The 18,763-nt window shown below is 38.8% G+C and carries 20 protein-coding genes and 1 riboswitch; of the genes, 15 read left to right on the forward strand and 5 right to left on the reverse strand.

The genetic code is table 11. The features are described 5' to 3' along the window. Window positions 1-259: 259 nt before the first annotated feature. Window positions 260-1,117, forward strand: coding sequence for a hypothetical protein (locus tag H0Z31_09660; protein ID MBO8177703.1), 858 nt, complete (start codon window positions 260-262; stop codon window positions 1,115-1,117). A gap of 49 nt (window positions 1,118-1,166) precedes the next feature. Here the strand turns inward: H0Z31_09660 and H0Z31_09665 are convergent, their stop codons facing one another. Then, window positions 1,167-2,126: a bile acid:sodium symporter family protein gene (locus tag H0Z31_09665; GenBank protein MBO8177704.1), complete on the reverse strand. Its 960-nt coding sequence runs from the start codon at window positions 2,124-2,126 to the stop codon at window positions 1,167-1,169. A 495-nt stretch (window positions 2,127-2,621) separates the two neighbouring features. Here H0Z31_09665 and H0Z31_09670 point away from each other — a divergent pair, with 495 nt between their 5' ends. The 3 genes from H0Z31_09670 (at window position 2,622) to H0Z31_09680 (ending at window position 6,280) form a co-directional block, all read left to right on the forward strand. Then, window positions 2,622-3,323, forward strand: a complete 702-nt coding sequence (locus H0Z31_09670; protein MBO8177705.1) for a response regulator transcription factor — start codon at window positions 2,622-2,624, stop codon at window positions 3,321-3,323. Further along, window positions 3,313-4,725 (forward strand): HAMP domain-containing histidine kinase, encoded by a 1,413-nt coding sequence (locus tag H0Z31_09675; protein MBO8177706.1) that lies wholly within the window; start codon window positions 3,313-3,315, stop codon window positions 4,723-4,725. The genes H0Z31_09670 and H0Z31_09675 overlap by 11 nt, the downstream gene beginning before the upstream one ends. A 136-nt stretch (window positions 4,726-4,861) precedes the next feature. Further along, complete coding sequence (locus H0Z31_09680; GenBank protein ID MBO8177707.1) at window positions 4,862-6,280, forward strand: alanine:cation symporter family protein; 1,419 nt, start codon at window positions 4,862-4,864, stop codon at window positions 6,278-6,280. Between the two features lie 430 nt (window positions 6,281-6,710). Here H0Z31_09680 and H0Z31_09685 read toward each other — a convergent pair whose 3' ends face one another. The 3 genes from H0Z31_09685 to H0Z31_09695 all read right to left on the reverse strand — a co-directional run bounded on the left by H0Z31_09685 (window position 6,711) and on the right by H0Z31_09695 (window position 8,951). Then, complete coding sequence (locus H0Z31_09685; GenBank protein MBO8177708.1) at window positions 6,711-7,433, reverse strand: amino acid ABC transporter ATP-binding protein; 723 nt, start codon at window positions 7,431-7,433, stop codon at window positions 6,711-6,713. Then, window positions 7,430-8,086, reverse strand: a complete 657-nt coding sequence (locus tag H0Z31_09690) for an amino acid ABC transporter permease (GenBank protein MBO8177709.1) — start codon at window positions 8,084-8,086, stop codon at window positions 7,430-7,432. The genes H0Z31_09685 and H0Z31_09690 overlap by 4 nt, the downstream gene beginning before the upstream one ends. A gap of 61 nt (window positions 8,087-8,147) precedes the next feature. Beyond that, window positions 8,148-8,951, reverse strand: coding sequence for a basic amino acid ABC transporter substrate-binding protein (locus H0Z31_09695; GenBank protein MBO8177710.1), 804 nt, complete (start codon window positions 8,949-8,951; stop codon window positions 8,148-8,150). Between the two features lie 384 nt (window positions 8,952-9,335). Continuing rightward, a riboswitch (TPP riboswitch) is annotated at window positions 9,336-9,445 on the forward strand. 114 nt (window positions 9,446-9,559) lie between these two features. Here H0Z31_09695 and H0Z31_09700 point away from each other — a divergent pair. From H0Z31_09700 to H0Z31_09740, 9 genes are all read left to right on the forward strand, one after another. Continuing rightward, window positions 9,560-10,555 (forward strand): ABC transporter substrate-binding protein, encoded by a 996-nt coding sequence (locus H0Z31_09700; GenBank protein MBO8177711.1) that lies wholly within the window; start codon window positions 9,560-9,562, stop codon window positions 10,553-10,555. Between the two features lie 15 nt (window positions 10,556-10,570). Beyond that, a complete protein-coding gene (locus H0Z31_09705) occupies window positions 10,571-10,861 on the forward strand; it encodes a thiamine-binding protein (GenBank protein MBO8177712.1) in 291 nt (96 codons plus the stop codon). After that, a complete protein-coding gene (locus tag H0Z31_09710; GenBank protein MBO8177713.1) occupies window positions 10,861-11,622 on the forward strand; it encodes an ABC transporter permease in 762 nt (253 codons plus the stop codon). Before H0Z31_09705 ends, H0Z31_09710 begins: the two co-directional genes overlap by 1 nt. Continuing rightward, window positions 11,609-12,376 carry an ABC transporter ATP-binding protein gene (locus H0Z31_09715; protein ID MBO8177714.1) on the forward strand — a complete coding sequence of 256 codons (768 nt, stop codon included), beginning with the start codon at window positions 11,609-11,611 and terminating at the stop codon, window positions 12,374-12,376. Before H0Z31_09710 ends, H0Z31_09715 begins: the two co-directional genes overlap by 14 nt. Next, window positions 12,360-13,136 carry a TatD family hydrolase gene (locus tag H0Z31_09720; protein ID MBO8177715.1) on the forward strand — a complete coding sequence of 259 codons (777 nt, stop codon included), beginning with the start codon at window positions 12,360-12,362 and terminating at the stop codon, window positions 13,134-13,136. The genes H0Z31_09715 and H0Z31_09720 overlap by 17 nt, the downstream gene beginning before the upstream one ends. A gap of 115 nt (window positions 13,137-13,251) precedes the next feature. Further along, window positions 13,252-13,506 (forward strand): transcriptional regulator SplA, encoded by a 255-nt coding sequence (locus H0Z31_09725; protein MBO8177716.1) that lies wholly within the window; start codon window positions 13,252-13,254, stop codon window positions 13,504-13,506. A 10-nt stretch (window positions 13,507-13,516) separates the two neighbouring features. Continuing rightward, a complete protein-coding gene (gene splB / locus H0Z31_09730) occupies window positions 13,517-14,545 on the forward strand; it encodes a spore photoproduct lyase (protein ID MBO8177717.1) in 1,029 nt (342 codons plus the stop codon). A 170-nt stretch (window positions 14,546-14,715) separates the two neighbouring features. Continuing rightward, complete coding sequence (locus H0Z31_09735) at window positions 14,716-15,948, forward strand: dicarboxylate/amino acid:cation symporter (protein MBO8177718.1); 1,233 nt, start codon at window positions 14,716-14,718, stop codon at window positions 15,946-15,948. A gap of 26 nt (window positions 15,949-15,974) precedes the next feature. Further along, window positions 15,975-16,133: a twin-arginine translocase TatA/TatE family subunit gene (locus tag H0Z31_09740; protein MBO8177719.1), complete on the forward strand. Its 159-nt coding sequence runs from the start codon at window positions 15,975-15,977 to the stop codon at window positions 16,131-16,133. Between the two features lie 76 nt (window positions 16,134-16,209). Here the strand turns inward: H0Z31_09740 and H0Z31_09745 are convergent, their stop codons facing one another. Then, window positions 16,210-17,325 (reverse strand): GHKL domain-containing protein, encoded by a 1,116-nt coding sequence (locus H0Z31_09745; GenBank protein MBO8177720.1) that lies wholly within the window; start codon window positions 17,323-17,325, stop codon window positions 16,210-16,212. 268 nt (window positions 17,326-17,593) lie between these two features. Between H0Z31_09745 and H0Z31_09750 the strand changes: the two genes are divergently transcribed. Further along, on the forward strand, window positions 17,594-18,058 hold the full coding sequence (locus H0Z31_09750; GenBank protein ID MBO8177721.1) for a helix-turn-helix domain-containing protein: 465 nt from the start codon (window positions 17,594-17,596) through the stop codon (window positions 18,056-18,058). A gap of 23 nt (window positions 18,059-18,081) precedes the next feature. Then, the gene (locus H0Z31_09755) at window positions 18,082-18,471 is read left to right on the forward strand and encodes a hypothetical protein (protein ID MBO8177722.1); all 390 of its coding nucleotides are present in this window, start codon (window positions 18,082-18,084) and stop codon (window positions 18,469-18,471) included. Window positions 18,472-18,763 lie beyond the last annotated feature (292 nt).

Raw genomic sequence — 18,763 nt, forward strand, 5'->3', positions numbered from 1 at the left:
TATTTACCTTATTTTTAATTTTTGTATATGTATTTCTCCAAGGAAATCTCCAAAAACAAGTTTGCTCCTGTTAGGACGTGGCCGCTAAAAAAGAAGGTATAAATTTTTTTCAAGAAAACCACCTCAATAAATGAATGATATTTTTACCATATCATTACATATAGTCATGGCAAATACGGAAATGTACCAATTTGGTTATTTATTTCCAATCATCCATTTTGTAATATGATAGAAAAAAATAAAAAGTGGGGGACTCATAATGAAAATTGAATTTCTTGGTACAGGTGGAGCGACAACGATTCCACGGCCGTTATGTCAATGTCGAGTGTGCAAGGAAGCAAGGGAAAAAGGGGTTCCATATAGTCGAATGGGACCGAGTTTGTTTGTACATGGACCGAATATGTTGTTTGACACACCGGAAGAAATCGTTTATCAAATAGAGCGATCGAGCATTTCAACGATTGAGGGAGTGATTTATTCCCACTGGCATCCGGATCATGTAATGGGACGGCGGGTACTGGAATCGCTAAACGCGGATTGGTGTGGGTGGCCGCCGAAGCCGTCACAAACAGATGTGTACGTTCCTGAAAAAGTCGCTGCCGATTTTCGAACGTGGCTGGGCACATGGGATCATCTGCAATATTTCAAGCAGCAACGCTTTATTCAATTATATGAACTGAAAGATGGCGAAAAGATCTATAAAAACGGAGTTCATATTCGTCCGTTTCGTTTAGCAGAAGATTATGTGTATGCCTTTGAATTGACGGAGGGAGACAAACGAGTGCTCATTGCGATGGACGAGCTAAACGGATGGATGCCGCCAAACGAGTTGCAAGAAGTGGATGTAGCTGTTTTACCAATCGGTCTTTTTGACGTGCATCCGCTGACAAATGAGCGATTGATTCCAGAAGACCATCCCGTTTTAAATATGGAATGTACGTTTGAAGAAACAGTAGCAATCATTGAACAACTTCGTCCAAAGAAAGTGGTATTAACGCATCATGAAGAAATGAACGGACTTAGCCACGATGAATTACAGACAGTAGTAGCCAAACGGTTACAAAAAGCTGATTTAGTCGTCGAAATCGCCTACGACACGATGATGGTCGAAATGTAATTTAGTTAAAGGCTGACTCCACAAAAAAAGTGAAGCCAGCCTTTCTTTATTAGTTCACTACTGTATGGATATCTTCTTTTACTGTTGTAGCCGCCATTTGCTTTCTGAACATCGTCGCAAAAAGCGGACCGGAGATGTTATGCCAGACGCTAAAAATCGCACTTGGAACGGCGGCCAGTGGTGCGAAATGAGCAGCAGCTAAGGCAGCACCTAAACCAGAATTTTGCATGCCGACTTCAATGGAAATGGCTGCTTGTTTTGGGAGGCTTAATTTCAACCATTTGGCGAGCAACCAGCCAATGAGTAAGCCGAGCACGTTATGTAACATGACAATCGTAAAAATTAGGACACCGCTAGAAGCTAGTGCCTCCTTATTTACCGCGATAATCGCCCCAATAATCGCGACGATTGATATAACTGAAATCATCGGTAACACATCGATGCTTGCTTCGACATGTTTCGGAAATAATGAACGGACAATCAGTCCTAGTGCAATTGGTAAAATGACCATTTTCATAATCGACCACACGAGGGAAGTGGCTGAAATCGTTAACCATTCTTCCGCAAACAGCCATATGAGAAACGGTGTAACGAATGGGGCCAAAAGAGTAGAAACCGACGTAATAGTCACGGATAAAGCCGTATCTCCTTTAGCTAAATACGTTATAACATTGGAAGCCGTACCCCCAGGACAACATCCAACTAAAATTACTCCTAGTGCCACTTCAGGTGACACTGGAAATATGGTGACTAAGCCAACTGCCAATAATGGCATAATCAAAAATTGGGCCCCAACCCCAATGAACACTTCTTTCGGACGGGTAAATACCTCTTTAAAATCATCCCATTTTAACGTCAGTCCCATGCCAAACATGATGACCCCAAGCATCGGGACAATGTACGGGGCAATCCAAGTGAACCCTTTTGGAAACAGAAAGGCGATGACGGAAAATAAAAGGACCCAAAAGGCAAATGTTTGTCCAATCCATTGACTCCATTTTTTCACCATATGCGTTAACCTCCTTCTGAAACTTATGGATATAATATACAAAAATATTAAAATATTCAATATATTCCGTGTAAATAAAATCCTTCTTAAAAAAAACTGCTTTTTTGTAACAGAATAAGCAGTCTTTTTTTTTACTATCTTTTAGTGATTTTTCGTACGACAAAAAAGTAGAGATGCATATGTATTCTTAAAATCTAGTAAAATTTTACAATTCATATGTCTACTACTTTTCTGAAAAATAGCTACTTCATCCTTAAAATAAAGGGGGTTTTAGGCATTATAGAGCCCCCTGGAAAGCTAAATTTGATGATGAATTTATAGATGGCTTAATAAACGTTATAGTTGGATTTGAAATCTCAATAAATAAGATTGAAGGGAAATATGAAGAAACGATGACGAAACGATGAAATAAAATGAACGAACGAGAAAATCATTGCAAATTCGAAGTAAAGCAATTAACGTTGAAAGTAAGAAGGTTGTTGTGGGGGGACAAATGTGAAAATTTTAGTCATTGAAGACAATCCTAGCGTTTGTTCGATGCTGGAAATGTTTTTTCTAAAAGAAGGCTATCAAGGGACGTTTGTCCATAACGGGAAAGAAGGTTATGAAACATTTCTAAACGGTTCCTTTGATTTATTAATCATTGATTGGATGCTTCCGGAGATGGATGGTGTAACAATCTGTCGGAAAGTTCGTGAACAGAGCGACGTACCGATTATCATGCTAACAGCGAAAGACAGTGATGCCGACCAAGTGTTAGGTTTAGAGATGGGAGCCGATGATTATGTCACTAAACCGTTTAGTCCGCTAACATTAATGGCGCGCATTAAAGCTGTTTCGCGACGGACGAATCGTGGTAATGAACAGCAATCGGAACAACATTACATAGAAACGAAGCATTTTAAAGCATCAAAAGAAACTCGAGAAGTCTTTTTAAATAATGAACCGTTAAAGCAGCTAACACCAAAAGAATTTGATCTATTGTACTTTTTCTTACAACACCCACGTCAAGTATTTTCACGGGAGCAAATTTTAGAGCGCGTGTGGGGCTATCAATTTTACGGGGACGAGCGAACCGTGGATGTCCATGTGAAACGTTTGCGTAAAAAAATTGCTCGAGGGAATCAACCTTTTATTCATACGGTATGGGGTGTAGGGTATAAATTTGACGAAACGGTGGAACTCGATGAAAATTAAGTATTTATATCAGCTATTAGCCTCGCACATCGTCATTTTATTTATTGGACTCGTTATTGTGAGTGGTCTATTTATTAACTATATTGAAAAATATGTGTATGAACGAAAAGTGGTGGAGCTAATCACCTATGGGGAGTCCATTTTACAAGATATTTCTGAAAGACGGTTTGCGGAAAAATCGCTGATGCTTGCTCATTACAAAGAATTGTTAAGTGCGCAACGTATTCATTTTGTTCTGTTTAATCGTCAAGGCGAAGTCGTTTCATCGAGAAGCGAATTGCCCGATGAAGTGAAATTACAGCCGGATGAATGGCAAAAGTTACAACGAGGGGAAACCATCATTGTAACCCGTGATTTAACTCGTTTTGATCAAGTCGTTTCCCTCGTTGTGTTACCGTATATGATTAACGGTCAATTAGCCGGTGGCGTTTTATTAACATCACCGATTAGCGGTGCAGAGCAAATGATTTCTCAAATCAATAAAAAGTTGTTTTTCATCATTGTCATTTCCCTTGCCGTGACGTTTATTTTAAGTTGGCTTCTTTCCAAATGGCATGTTTTTCGTATCGCTCGAATCAAAAAGGCGACGGAAAAAGTGGCACAAGGAGACTACTCGGTTCAGCTAAAGTTGAATTCAACTGATGAATTAGGCGAATTAGCGACCGCTTTTAATGAAATGGTCAAACAGCTAGAGGCATCACAACAGGAAATTGAACGGCTCGAAAAAAGACGGCGTCAATTTATGGCTGATGTTTCGCACGAATTAAAAACGCCGTTAACGACCATTCGCGGCCTTATTGAGGGACTCCAATCGGGAATGATTCCACCTGAAGAGCAAGAACGTTGTATTCAACTGATGAACAAAGAAACAAGTCGCCTCATCCGACTGGTTAATGAAAACTTAGATTATGAAAAAATTCGTTCAAATCAAATTCAATTATTTAAAACAGAGATTCCACTCATCGATGTTTTTGAAATTATTAAAGAACAACTGGTTTTATTTGCCGAGGAAAAAGGAAATACGATCACTATTGAAGTTCAACCAGATGTGCATGTGTTTGCGGACTACGATCGTATTGTGCAAATTATTATGAATATCACAAAAAACAGCATTCAGTTTACCGAGAACGGGCACATCATTTTACGTGGGATAAAACAAAATCATCATACGATTATCGAAATCGAGGATACGGGTATCGGCATGGATCCGCAAGAGGTGGAGCAAATTTGGGAGCGATTTTACAAAGCGGATTTATCGCGGACCAATCATCAATTCGGAGAGTTTGGATTAGGTCTGTCGATTGTCAAGCAGCTCGTGAAACTACATGAGGGAGAAATTGAAGTAGAAAGCGAAAAAGGGAAAGGGACATTATTTCGTATCCGTTTTCCGAGAAAGCCATAGGTTTCAGCCTATGGTTTTCTTTATGTCTAGTTTTGTCAAAATTTGTCTTATTTTGTAGAATTATTCATTGACATTATTCTGAAATTTATAAATAATTAGACGTGTAAAGACAATTGTAAATAAGGGGTGTACAATAGTGGAGTTTATTCAAAACTTAATCGGTCAAGCAAACTCACTTTTATGGGGGTATATCCTCATCGGCTTACTTTTAGGACTTGGATTCTATTTCACTGTTAAATCTGGTTTCGTCCAAATTCGCCATTTAGTTGAAATGTTTCGTGTTATAAGTGAGAAAAAATCACCACGTGAAAAAGGGGGCATTTCATCTTTACAAGCGTTCTTTATCGGTGCCGCTACACGTATCGGTACAGGTAACCTTGCAGGGGTAGCGATGGCGATTGCCTTAGGTGGACCTGGGGCGGTTTTCTGGATGTGGATTGTTGCAGTCTTAGGTGGAGCCAGTGCGTTTGTTGAAAGTACGCTTGCGCAAATATTTAAAGTGAAAGATAAAGACGGGTTCAAAGGTGGACCTGGTTATTACATGGAAAAGCAATTAGGAAAGCGCTGGTTAAGTACCATTTTTGCGGTAACCATTATTTTATCTTTCGGGACAACGTTTAACGCGGTACAAAGTAATACCATTGCAAGTGCATTAAATAACTCTTTTGGCCTTAATGAATTAGTTGTAGGTATTGTGTTAACCGTGTTAACTGGTGTAATTATCTTTGGTGGAGTGAAGCGTATCGCGCATTTCTCATCCATTATCGTACCAATTATGGCGACTTTCTATATCGCATTAGCATTAATCGTTACTGTGATGAACATTACTGAGCTTCCAGCGGTCATTGCTTTAATCGTGAAGAGTGCCTTTGGTTTAGAGCAAGTCATTGGCGGTGGATTTGGTGCAGCGATCATGATGGGAGTCAAACGTGGCTTATTTTCTAACGAAGCTGGGATGGGTTCTGCGCCAGTAGCTGCTGCAACGGCAAACGTTTCTCACCCAGTCAAACAAGGATTTATCCAAGCGTTAGGGGTATTTTTTGATACGTTGCTTGTATGTTCTGCAACGGCATTCATTATTTTACTATCCGGTGCTTATAAAGATGGAATTCAAGGTATTGAATTAACACAAGCATCCATGGCCGAGCATTTCGGTTCATGGGCTAGCTTATTCCTAGCGTTAGCGATCTTAATGTTTGCCTTTAGCTCTATTATCGGTAGCTACTACTACGGTGAAGCAAACATAGAGTTCATTCATTCTTCTAAGACGGCACTATTCATCTATCGGGTGATTGCCTTAGGTATGATTATTTTCGGATCTGTCGCAAGCTTACAAATCGTTTGGGACTTAGCTGACTTAGCGATGGCGTTAATGGCCTTAACGAACTTAGTTGCGATCGGCATACTTGGTAAATTTGCGTTCAAAGCATTGCATAACTATATGGAACAACGGAAGCAAGGAAAAGATCCTATATTCTATGCGGACGACATCGAAGGCCTAAAAGGCGTGGAAGCTTGGCCGACAAGAGATGAAAAATATAAAGAAGCAGTGTAATCTTAGATTGACTAAAAAGGGTGGGGGAGTCCCACCCTTTTTTATTAAAACTGGTAAGGTTCTTGTCATCAGTGCTTTCTGTTGAATTAGTGAAAATATACACATTATCGTGTATAACCGCCTTTTGAGGTGCAAAAAAGACTCTATAGATACATAAACCAACATCAAGGTGCAAAATATTTTCAGATCCGTACATAAAAGTCTCAATTCGGTGCAAAAAAGTGTCGGTGTATAAATTATAGATTTTGGCGTAAATATGATGTACAGCAAGTTTAAGATGGCACATTTTTTGCTCTACGAGATGGTAATTTCAATCATTTATTCAAAAACGAATGCATTCATTATTTCTAATCATCTTTTGCTTGCAAATTTAGACATAATACCATCGAAAATGAAAAAAAAAACAGGGGATTCCCTGCTTTTTTTTATATTATAATACTTTCGATAAAAACGCCTTGGTCCGTTCGTGTTGTGGGTTGTCAAACAGCTCAGCTGGGGTCCCTTCTTCAATGATGTATCCACCGTCCATGAAAATAACCCGGTCGCCTACTTCGCGAGCAAATCCCATTTCGTGGGTGACGACAACCATGGTCATCCCTTCTTGGGCGAGCTGTTTCATGACGGCCAACACTTCTCCGACCATTTCTGGATCTAAAGCGGACGTTGGTTCGTCAAACAGCATGACTTTCGGTTCCATCGCTAATGCTCGAGCGATGGCAACACGTTGCGCTTGTCCACCTGATAAAGAATCTGGATAGACGTAAGCTTTTTCTTCTAATCCTACTTTTTTAAGCAGTTGTAATGCTTTTTCTTTCGCTTTTTCTTTCGACCATTTTCGAACTTTCATAGGTGCCAAGGTGATATTATCTAAAACGGTCATGTGCGGGAAAAGGTTAAACCGCTGAAAGACCATGCCGACTTCTTCGCGCACTTTATTGATGTTTGTATTTTTATCTTTTAAATGAAAACCGTCTATGACGATATCTCCATCTTGGAAGTCTTCTAAAAGATTTAAGCAACGCAGAAATGTCGATTTACCGGAACCAGATGGCCCGATTACAACGACGACTTCTTTTTCTTTTATATGAGCGTTGATGCCTTTTAACACTTCCAGGTCACCAAACGATTTTACTAGGTTCGATACTTGTATCATTGGTTTGAATACCTTCTTTCTACATAATGTAGCAATTTACTTAAGGATAAAGTAAGAATAAGATAAATAATCGCCACTGTTAAATAAGGTTCCCATACGCGATAATATTGCCCTTGGGCGGCACGACCCCAATACATTAATTCCGGGGCAGCAATAATCGAAACTAGGGAAGAATCTTTAATTAAAACAATAAATTCGTTACCAAACGGTGGAATCATCCGCTTCAGTGCTTGCGGTAAAATAATATAAATCATGGCTTGAACTTTCGTCATTCCAAGAGAGCGGGCCGCTTCCGTTTGGCCACGGTCAATTGACTGAATCCCTGCGCGAAAAATCTCCGCAATATACGCCGCAGCATTTAATGACAACGATACTATGGCCGATAAAATCGGTTTTGGATTTTCCATAAGCAACGGTAAAACCCCGAAATGGATAAGTAAAATTTGAACAAACAACGGGGTGCCACGAAAAATATTAATATACCATTCAAACGGAAAACGAATAATTTTATAGGAAGACATTTTTCCAAGTCCAATTACTAGCCCTAAAATGGAACCAATCACAATTGCTGCAATGGAAAGTCCAATCGTTAATAATACTCCTTTAAAAAAGAACGGAGCGTATTCTTGCACAATGTCCCAACGAAAATCCATAATCCTCACCTTTCTAGAAAAATAGCGTAACTAACAACGAGTTACGCTATTTTCCTACTCCTTATTGTTGTTCAAGTAAGACGTCTACGTTTGGTTCACTACCGAACCACTCTTTATAAATTTCAGCATATGTTCCGTTTTCAATAACCGTTTTAATAGCAGCATCAAGTTTTTCTTTCAGCTCGCTGCCTTTCGGGAACATTAAGCCGTAAAACTCGGACTCGAAATTAGTTGGATCTTCAATACCGACTAAGTTTTTATCAGGGTTGTTCTTTAAGTATTCGTTCACCACTGTATTGTCTGTTACAACGGCATCGACGCCACCGTTTAACAATTCCATAATCGCGACGACGTTGTTTTCGAATTTCTTAATGTTTTCATTTTCTTCTCCTAATAATTTTTCAACGGCTGCTTGTCCAGTTGTCCCGTTTTGTACACCAACTTTTTTACCGATAAGGTCATTCGCGTTTTTAATATCGCTTCCTTCAGGCACTAGAATCATATGTGTAGATTGGAAATACGGAACTGAGAAATCATACGTTTGTTTTCGTTTGTCGTTAATTGTAATACCGGAAATCGCCATATCGACTTCTTTTCCTTGAACCGCAGCAAAGAGTGGATCCCAACCGATATTTTTCAATTCGTACTCTAAACCAGCTTCTGCCATAACCGCATCAAGGAAATCGATGTCAAATCCGACAATTTCCCCTTTCTCCATATATTCAAACGGTGCAAATGCTGCATCGGTTGCAACAACGACCTTTTGTACGTCACTGCCTGAGGCTTGATCACTAGAAGCTTGTCCGCATCCAATTAATGCAAACACCATCATCATAATGATTCCAAGTAAAACCCCTTTTTTCATTTAGAATAATCCCCCTTTGAACATATCTGAATAATTACTATAATCTGAATACGTTATTAATCATAACAAGAAAACAAATTTTATACAATATAATTTATAAAAATAAGTTTCAAAAAATTTAGAACAATAACCATATATAGGAAAATCACATACTTATATTTTCACTAGTGGATTTAAAAGTATTTTTGTATACGAAATATATACAGTTGTGCGGCTCAGGTGGTATTTGTGAAAATAGTAAAATAACAATCTCACAATGGAGGTGAAAATAGAAGAAAGGGATTAAAAAAATATGCAATATTTAAATCCAATCATTTTTGTAAAATTGTCGTTTCTGAAGAACAAAATATATGATATAATCGCGATTGACAAAACCGAATATGGAGAGAATAGTAGGGGAGCCAGTGTTGCTGGCTGAGATTGCATCCGTAAGATGCTGACCCTTTGAACCTGATCTGGTTGAAACCAGCGGAGGGAACATATTCTCAAACGAATAACCTTGTTTGAAATATGCGCCACTCGGTTCAACCGGTGGCGATTTTATTTTTACCATTTTTACCATTTTTAGATAACAACGTGTGAAAGCAGACTGAAAGGAGATTAAAACAATGAAAAAATGGTTAATGGCTGTACTTGCTACAGTAGGATTGGTAGGCTGTAATGGGGGCGAAGACACTCAACCTGTAGATGAAAACGCACAAGAGTTAAAAGAAGTTTCGGTAGTTCTTGATTGGACACCTAACACGAATCATACCGGATTATATGTAGCAAAAGAAAAAGGCTATTTTGAAGAAGAAGGATTAGATGTAGAAATTCTACTTCCAGGTGAAGCAGGGGCGGATCAGCTTGTTGCTTCAGGACAAGCCGAATTCGGTATTAGTTATCAAGAAAGCATTACCCAAGCACGAATTCAAGATGTACCGCTTGTATCGATTGCTGCTATTATTCAACATAATACATCCGGTTTTGCTTCTCCGGTAGAAAAAAATATTACTTCTCCGAAAGATTTTGAAGGAAAAACATATGGTGGTTGGGGCTCTCCAATCGAAGAAGCGGTCATTACTTCGTTAATGGAAGAAGAAAATGCGGATGTAAGTAAAGTGAACTTTGTCAATATCGGAGACTCTGATTTCTTTACCGCTGTCAAACGTGATATTGACTTTGCGTGGATTTACTATGGTTGGACAGGAATTGAGGCAGAGCTTCGAAATGAACCGATTAACATGGTTTACTTAACGGATTACTCGGAGAAGCTCGATTATTACACACCGGTTTTAGCGACAAGTGAACAAATGATTAAAGAGCAGCCGGATGTGGTAAAAGCATTTGTGAAAGCTGTTTCTAAAGGATATCAATTTGCGATTGAGCACCCAGAAGAAGCGGCAGACATCTTATTAGCGGAAGTACCTGATTTAGATGAACAATTAGTAAAGAAAAGTCAACAATGGTTAGCAGACAAGTACCAAGACGATGCACCACGATGGGGTGAACAAAAAGCAGAAGTTTGGAAAAATTACTCTGATTGGATGTATGAGCACGGGTTACTTGAAAAAGAGTTAGATGTAGACAAGGCTTTTACAAATGAGTTCTTACCTGAAGAATAAAAGGAGGGAATCCAAATGGCTGAAGCGCTAGTCAGTGTCCAAATATTGCCGAAAACAAAACAAGGGGAAGATGTCATTCCTTATGTTGATGCAGCCATTGACGTGATTGCCCAATCAGGTGTTAAGTATGAAGTTCATCCTCTTGAAACAACGATGGAAGGGGAATTGGATGAACTGTTACACATCATTTCATTAATGAATAAACGAATGATGGAGCTAGGCAGCACAAACGTTATTTCCCAAGTAAAAATTTTGTATCAACCAAGCGGTATTACAATGGCTGAGTTAACGGAGAAATACCGATGATGAGTCGAGGCTGGAAAAAAGGATGGAGATCGATAGGGGTCCTCATCCTTTTCTTTGCGATTTGGGAAGCGGTCGGAAGATGGGGGAACATACCCGCTTGGTTACTGCCAACACCGTCACGTATTGTAAATGCAGCTATTGAAGTGAAAAGTACTTTTAGTGAACACTTACTGTCAACGTTGCAATTAACATTTACGGGCTTTCTTATTGGGATTACGTTCGGACTTATGATCGCAATTATTTTACATTTACTTCCGGGTGTTCGTGAAGCGGTGTATCCATTACTTATATTGTCCCAAAACGTTCCAATCATTGTGCTTGCTCCACTGCTTGTCATCTGGTTTGGCTTTGGAATACTCCCGAAATTGATTGTCATTACTCTCGTTTGTTTTTTTCCGGTTGCGGTTGCCACGCTTGATGGGTTTCAACAAACAGCACCGGAACTGCGGCATTATATGGCGATGGCCGGAGCTTCGAAGTGGCAAATGTTTTGGAAGCTGGAATTTCCATATGCGCTTCCTTCGATTTTTTCCGGGTTAAAAATTTCAGCGACCTATAGTGTGATGGGTGCTGTTATTTCCGAATGGTTAGGGGCGAAAGCAGGAATCGGAGTATTTATGACGTTAGCTTCATCCTCTTTCCGAACGGATCGGGTTTTTGTGGCGATTATGGCTATTATGCTGTTTAGTTTACTTTTTTTCTGGAGCATTGTGTTATTGGAGAAGCTCGTTGTGAGGTGGAAGGAGGATGAGGATGCTTAAAGTGGAAGGCGTTTCTAAATCGTTTGGCAATAAATTGGTTCTTGAAAACCTTCATTTAGAAGTAAACGAAGGAGAATTTGTCTCGATCCTCGGGCCATCGGGAAGCGGAAAAAGCACGTTATTGCATTTAATCGGAGGACTGTATACCCCAGACCAAGGCACGATTCGGCTTCAAGGAGAAGTCGTGAACGGAAAAAGCGGAAAAGTGAGTTATATGCCACAGCAACCATCATTATTCCCTTGGCGGACCGTGCTCCAAAACGTTATGTTAGCACAAGAAATTATCGGAAGGCCGAACCAAAAGATAGCCCAACAAATGTTAGAAAAAGCTGGCTTAGGAGATGTCATCCATAACTATCCTCACCAACTATCAGGAGGTATGAAACAGCGAGTAGCGTTTATCCGTGCGCTTTTAAGTCCACATCCGTTTATTTGCTTGGACGAACCTTTTTCGGCATTGGATGAATTTACGCGTTATGAGATGCAAATGTGGCTGCGAGAGATTTTAAAAGAACATCAACGGACGATTTTATTAATTACCCATAACATCGATGAAGCGATCTTATTATCAGATCGGTTGTATATTTTTACGAATCGCCCGGCGACGGTGAAAAAAGAAATACACGTACCGTTTCCGCAACCGCGGGAGCAAGAATTAATGTTAACCGAACCGTTTATGGAAGTGAAAAAAGAAGTGTACGAACAATTACGTACGGAATTAAAGACGGGTGATTCTGTTGAAACTTCTTATTGATGCGCACATCCATCTTGATCTATATGAAGTGGAGAAGCAAAAAGCACTGCTTCAAACCGCTCCAAGTGAAGGGATTGAAGCGCTGATTGCCGTTTCGTTTCACCAAGATTCAGCCAAGCGTGTTCTAGACCTTCACCAATCGTTTCCGTCCATTGTTTATCCAGCATTTGGCTGGCATCCAGAGCAGCCATTCATCCACGAAGCAGAGCTACAGTCGTTTATCGATTGGGTAAATCAACATTCTTCTCAAATGGTTGCGATTGGTGAAGTCGGGTTACCATATTATTTACGTCGTGAACATCCGTCCATTCCGTTAGAGCCGTATGTGGAGGTATTAACCGAGTGGATCAAGGTCGCCAAAACATGGGACATCCCGATTTGTTTACATGCGGTGTATGAAGATGCACCACTCGTTTGCGATTTGTTAGAAGCCCATTCCATTACAAAAGCTCATTTTCATTGGTTTAAAGGGGACCCGCTGACCGTCGAACGGTTAAAGCAAAACGGTTATTACATGTCGGTTACTCCTGATATCGTGTACGAAGAAGAAATCCAACAACTTGTATCGATATATCCAATGAACCTTCTTATGGTGGAAACGGACGGCCCATGGCCATTTGAAGGACCGTTCCAGGGGAAAATGACCCACCCACGGATGATAAGAGAATCGGTGAACATCATCAGTCAAATCAAGCGAATACCTCTTGAAGATGTGTATAAACAGTTGTATCATAACACGAAAGCTTTTTTTCACATATAGAAAACGGTAATTCCTAATAATTTTTCCACTCCTATCTGTTAAGGATAGGAGTTTTTTTGTTCCCATTCATAATTTTGGTCGATTCGAGAAAAACTGAAAAAAAAGAGAAGGATTGATGAAATTGAATTGGAATAGTTATGAAACTTCGAATTACCAAGCTGGGGATATCGTTTATGTAGTGTATCGAAACCCACATACTCCTAATGTGGGAAATATTCAACCGGCGGCTGTGGTGGCCAATCCGGAAGCACCTGATAAGCTCGCTTTGTTTTTATACGATACGTATTACCCAATTACCGATGATATTGCGATATTCCGTACCGAAGAGGAAGCGGAACAGGCATACCATTACTATTTTGGAATTGATTAGAGGTGAGTTAATGATTAAGCCATTCATGCCACAGCTCGTGTATTTTGAACCAAAAGCGTTAGATTATCCATTGGGGAAAAGGCTCAAAGAAAAATTCGAAAAATTAGGAGTAGAAATTCGTTATACGACCTCGCACAATCAAGTGCGTAATTTACCAGGTGAAAATGACTTCCAAAAGTACCGTGTCGCTAAATCGACGCTCGTTGTAGGCATTCGAAAGACGTTAACATTTGATTCTTCGAAGCCGTCTGCAGAATATGCGATTCCGTTGGCAACCGGCTGTATGGGACATTGTCACTACTGTTATTTACAAACAACGATGGGAAGTAAACCGTATATTCGAACATATGTGAATGTCGATGAAATATTAGAACAAGCGGAAAAATACATACAAGAGAGAGCCCCGAAAATTACTCGATTTGAAGCGTCTTGTACGTCTGATATTGTCGGAATTGACCATTTGACTCATTCATTAAAACAAGCGATTGAATATTTTGGTCAATCCGAGTATGGCAAGTTGCGATTTGTTACAAAATTTCACCATGTCGATCATTTATTAGATGCGAACCATCAAGGGAACACGCGATTCCGTTTTAGCGTCAACGCTGATTATGTGATTAAAAATTTTGAACCAGGTACATCTCCGCTACCGAAACGTATCGAAGCGGCTCGAAAAGTAGCGGATGCAGACTATCCGTTAGGGTTTATCGTCGCCCCGATCTATTTGCATGAAGGGTGGAAAGAAGGGTATCGGAAACTGTTTGAACAACTTGAGGGGGAACTACCAATGCATGCCAAAAAAGGGTTAACGTTTGAATTAATTCAACATCGATTTACGAAACCAGCGAAACGGGTGATTCAAAAAAATTATCCAATGACGAAGCTGGAACTAGAAGAAACGAAACGTCAATACAAGTGGGGACGCTACGGAATCGGGAAATACGTGTATCAACAAAAGGAAGAAGAAGAAATTAAAACCACCTTGTCCTCGTACATCGAGCGATTGTTTCCACAAGCAACCATTGAATATTTTACTTAATCTCTCCAAAAAAAGGGGAGATTTTTTTGGAGATAAGAGGTTTGTTCTTTACATTTATTGAAATGAATTATTATTTCTGCTTTTATTTAAGAAGATGTCTAAAATCACATTGCAATTCGTCATCAGTTTCTTTTAAGATTAATAGAAAAGAGAAAGGTGGGAGGATATCAATGAAACTAACGACGAAGATCTTTATTGGTATATTTTTGGGGATTATCGCCGGCGGAATGATTAATACGTTTGCGCCGAATCTTTTTCCAACGTTTGATACATATCTTTTTCAACCTCTTGGAAAGCTGTTCTTAAATTTAATTAAAATGCTTGTTGTTCCAATTGTGTTATTTTCCATCATTTTAGGTACAAGTAGTTTAGGAGATCCGAAAAAATTAGGGAGAATTGGCGTAAAAACGATTGGATATTTTTTAGTTACCACGATGATTGCCATTGTCATCGGACTTTCTATGGCCCTGCTTATCAAACCTGGTCTTGCCGGTGAATTTGAAACAACGGATGTTGAATTTGAAGCAAAAGAAGCTCCACCTATCTCAGAAACATTCCTAAATATGATTCCGACGAATCCAATTCAAGCGCTCGCTGAAGGAAACATGCTACAAATTATTTTGTTGGCGATTTTTATAGGGATGGCGATTACGGTTTTAGGTGAGAAAGCTAACACGTTCCGAAAATTTGTAGAAGAAGGTAATGACATCATGATGTATTTAGTGTCATTCATCATGAAGCTTGCGCCATATGGAGCGTTTGGATTAATTGCGTCTGCTATTGGAAGTCAAGGATGGGATGCCATTCAAGCGATGGGGCTCTATTTACTCGTTGTATTAATTTCCTTAGTTTTGCACGCGTTCATTACGTACGGTTCAAGTATTTTCTTCATTGCTAAAAAAAGTCCTCTCTGGTTCTTTAAAACGTTTGCTCCAGCCATGAGCGTTGCTTTAAGTACATCAAGCAGTAGTGCCACTTTACCGATTTCTATGGAAACGGCGCAACGAAAATTAAAAGTACCAGAGCCGATTAGTAGTTTCGTCCAACCGTTAGGAGCTACAATCAATATGGACGGAACCGCGATTATGCAAGGGGTAGCTACCGTATTTATCGCTCAAGTATACGGTGTTGATTTATCACTTTCCGAGTTAGTGACGATCGTATTAACAGCTGTATTAGCAAGTATTGGTACCGCTGGTGTTCCTGGGGTCGGATTAATTCTTCTTGCTATGGTATTAACGAGTGTCCAATTACCGGTAGAAGGAATTGCTTTAGTGTTAGGTATTGACCGTCTTGTGGATATGGCGCGTACGGCGGTGAACATTACAGGGGATGCCGCTTGTGCTCTCGTTGTGGCGGAAACGGAAAAAAGAAAAACGATTAAAGAACAGCGAGGAGAATAGGTTTATAGTGGAAACGAGGGAGCAAGATGAATCTTGGACTAGGTGAAATTGCTGTTATCATTCTTGTTGGACTGTTGATTTTCGGCCCAAATCAATTACCGAAAATCGGTAAAACAGCAGGGAAAACAATGTATCAGTTTAAAAAAGGTTGGAAAGAGATGATGGATGACGAAGATAATAAATGAGGATTGCTTATACTTTAGGCAAGCTTTTTTCACGGATGATGTATACAGTAGCCATGGCGCCTTTGCGTCATGGCTATTATTTATGAAGAGGTAGCTTAATAGTAAACGTCGTTAAATCATCGTTAGATTCACACAATAGTTCACCTTGATGATTGTTGATAATTTGTTTACATACGTATAGTCCAAGCCCTGTTCCTCTTTTTTTCGTTGTGACAAATGGTTCAAATATGTTTTCCTTGATATGATCAGGAATTTTTGGGCCATTATTTTGAGTATGAATGATAACTTTATTATCGAGTTCTGTGGCTAGAATGAAAATTTTCGGGTCATCTCGATAATCTTGAAGGACGTCAATTGCATTAAAGATAATGTTAATTAACACTTGGCGAATTTCTTCTTTAGAACCAAAAATTCGAAGATGTGGGTCGATATTTTTAATAATTTGAACATTTACGTCAAGAATGCTTGGATATAGGAAGTTCAACACTTCTTCGATTAAGTCAGCGACTAAGATTTCCGTTTTGTCTTTATTCGATGTCTCTTTCTTAGAGAGAAGTAAAAATTGGGTAATTCGGAAATTCAGTTGTTCTAATTCAGAACGAATAATATTTAAATAAGGTAGCGTTGGATATTCTGCATGTAATAATTGGATGAACCCCTGTATGGATGTTAATGGGTTTCGGAATTCGTGTACAAAACTTGAAGTCATTTGTCCTAAAATCGACAACCGCTCTTGATGATTTGAACTTGGATATTTAAGATTCGACTCATTGATTTCGTAACTTAAGGTTGTATAGTAGGAAATGGTATGGAATAAGAAAAGGTCAAACAAGCGGTTAATTAAATGAATCGCCTGTTGTAAGTTTTTTTTCTCTTCAATAGTTTGAAAAATATCGTCTATAATGACAGTTCGACCAATATTGACGTTGTACACGAAGTCTTGAATATTTAAATTCGAAAATAGACGTTCATCAATAACCGATTTGGCAAATTGGTGAATGTATTTATCAATTTGTTTATCATCAATCGAGGAGAAAAACGGTAATGAATTAAACAAAAGTTCGCCACACTTTATAATTATTTTTTTACTTTCTTTATTCTGAGAGGATATTTTTTTCTCCCAAACGTTCAGTAACTGTTGTTTATGGTCCTTGATGGAATGGGCCCATTCTTTTTTTTGAGAAATTTCCATATTTTCACCTCGATTTTTATTATAGTAAAAATATGAATAAATTTCCATTCATCTCACGAAAATTCAGAAACGAATGATTTCTCTGATTATAATTTTAAATATATGTACAACCCGTTACTTTTATTCGACAAAATTATTAAATTTCCTTTTTAACTATTAAAATTTTCTCTAACCTTCTCACCTTTCGGCACAGTCATGAGCAAGATTATTGGAAAATAAAAGAAAATTGTGTAAAATTACACTATACTATGAATGAAGGATGAGATATATGACAAGGGATGAAATTATTTTACTTATTTCAGAGAAGTTAAAGCTTATACGTACGGAAGCGAACTATACACAAGATAAAATGGCTGAAATTATTGGAATCTCTAAAAAAACACTCGTTCAAATTGAAAAAGGTCGTATTGAAGCAAGTTGGACAGTCGTCATTGCCGTTTGTGCAATCTTCAGAGAAAGCACGATAGTGCAAAACACGTTGGGGGGCGATCCGTTAGAAGTAATTGAAACCGTCGTCCGTGAAGGAATTGATTATCGGAAGGAAAAAACACTTGGTGGTAAAGTGTGGTGGCGAGAAATTGAACGGAAGAATGGGTATGTTCTTCAGCAAAACGTCATCAGCCAACATTACCGTATTTTAGATGATGAAAACTATCGAATTTATAGTAGTTTTTCAAAAGAGGGAGCTTTTAAACGATTAGATGAACTCGTTCTCGATGAACGGAAGGAATAAGATAAAAAGGGGTGTGGGAACGATTGACGCCAACACGTATTTTATTCGGCTTGTATCCGTTATGTTTTGTAGGGCTCTCTATTTTATTAAAGTGTTGTTTCAAGCAGTGGACATGGGCGAATAAATTCATCCTTTTTCTCGTCTATGTTTTATCAAATATAGCCATCTTTTTTTATATTAAAGGTGGCCTTATTCCGATTGGAACGATGGAACGTGCCCTCGGAATAAGTGTGTTTTCAGGTTTGCAATTCAAACAATGGATACGTCTCATCCTCATTCCAAACACATTTACCATCATTTATGTCCTACTCGTCTTCCTTATTTTATATGTACCAAATTGGTTAAAAAGTTGGCTTGCAAAACGAAACATCATGGTCGTTCATTCAGTTTGGGGAAGAGGAAAAAAGTATTAAATTTCCTCTGAAAAACAGTATGACTATTAATTACATGGATTCAGTTAATTCATCCTGTTATGACTCTTTAAAACTATTAAAGATGGATGAAAAAACGTTACAAATCGTTTACATGTATATGAAACATTGGTCTATCAATTGCAAGAAAACGAAATTCGTATTAAAAAAGTAATCGAATCATTCGATTACTTTTTTCTATTTGATAGGCTAAATGAAGTATGAGTAAAATTATTGTGGGCAAAATTTAACCCCCTCATTTGTTGAGGGAACGTTAGAACGCTCAACAAATGAG

This window comes from Bacillus sp. (in: firmicutes) (assembly GCA_017656295.1).
Lineage (GTDB): Bacteria > Bacillota > Bacilli > Bacillales > JACDOC01 > JACDOC01.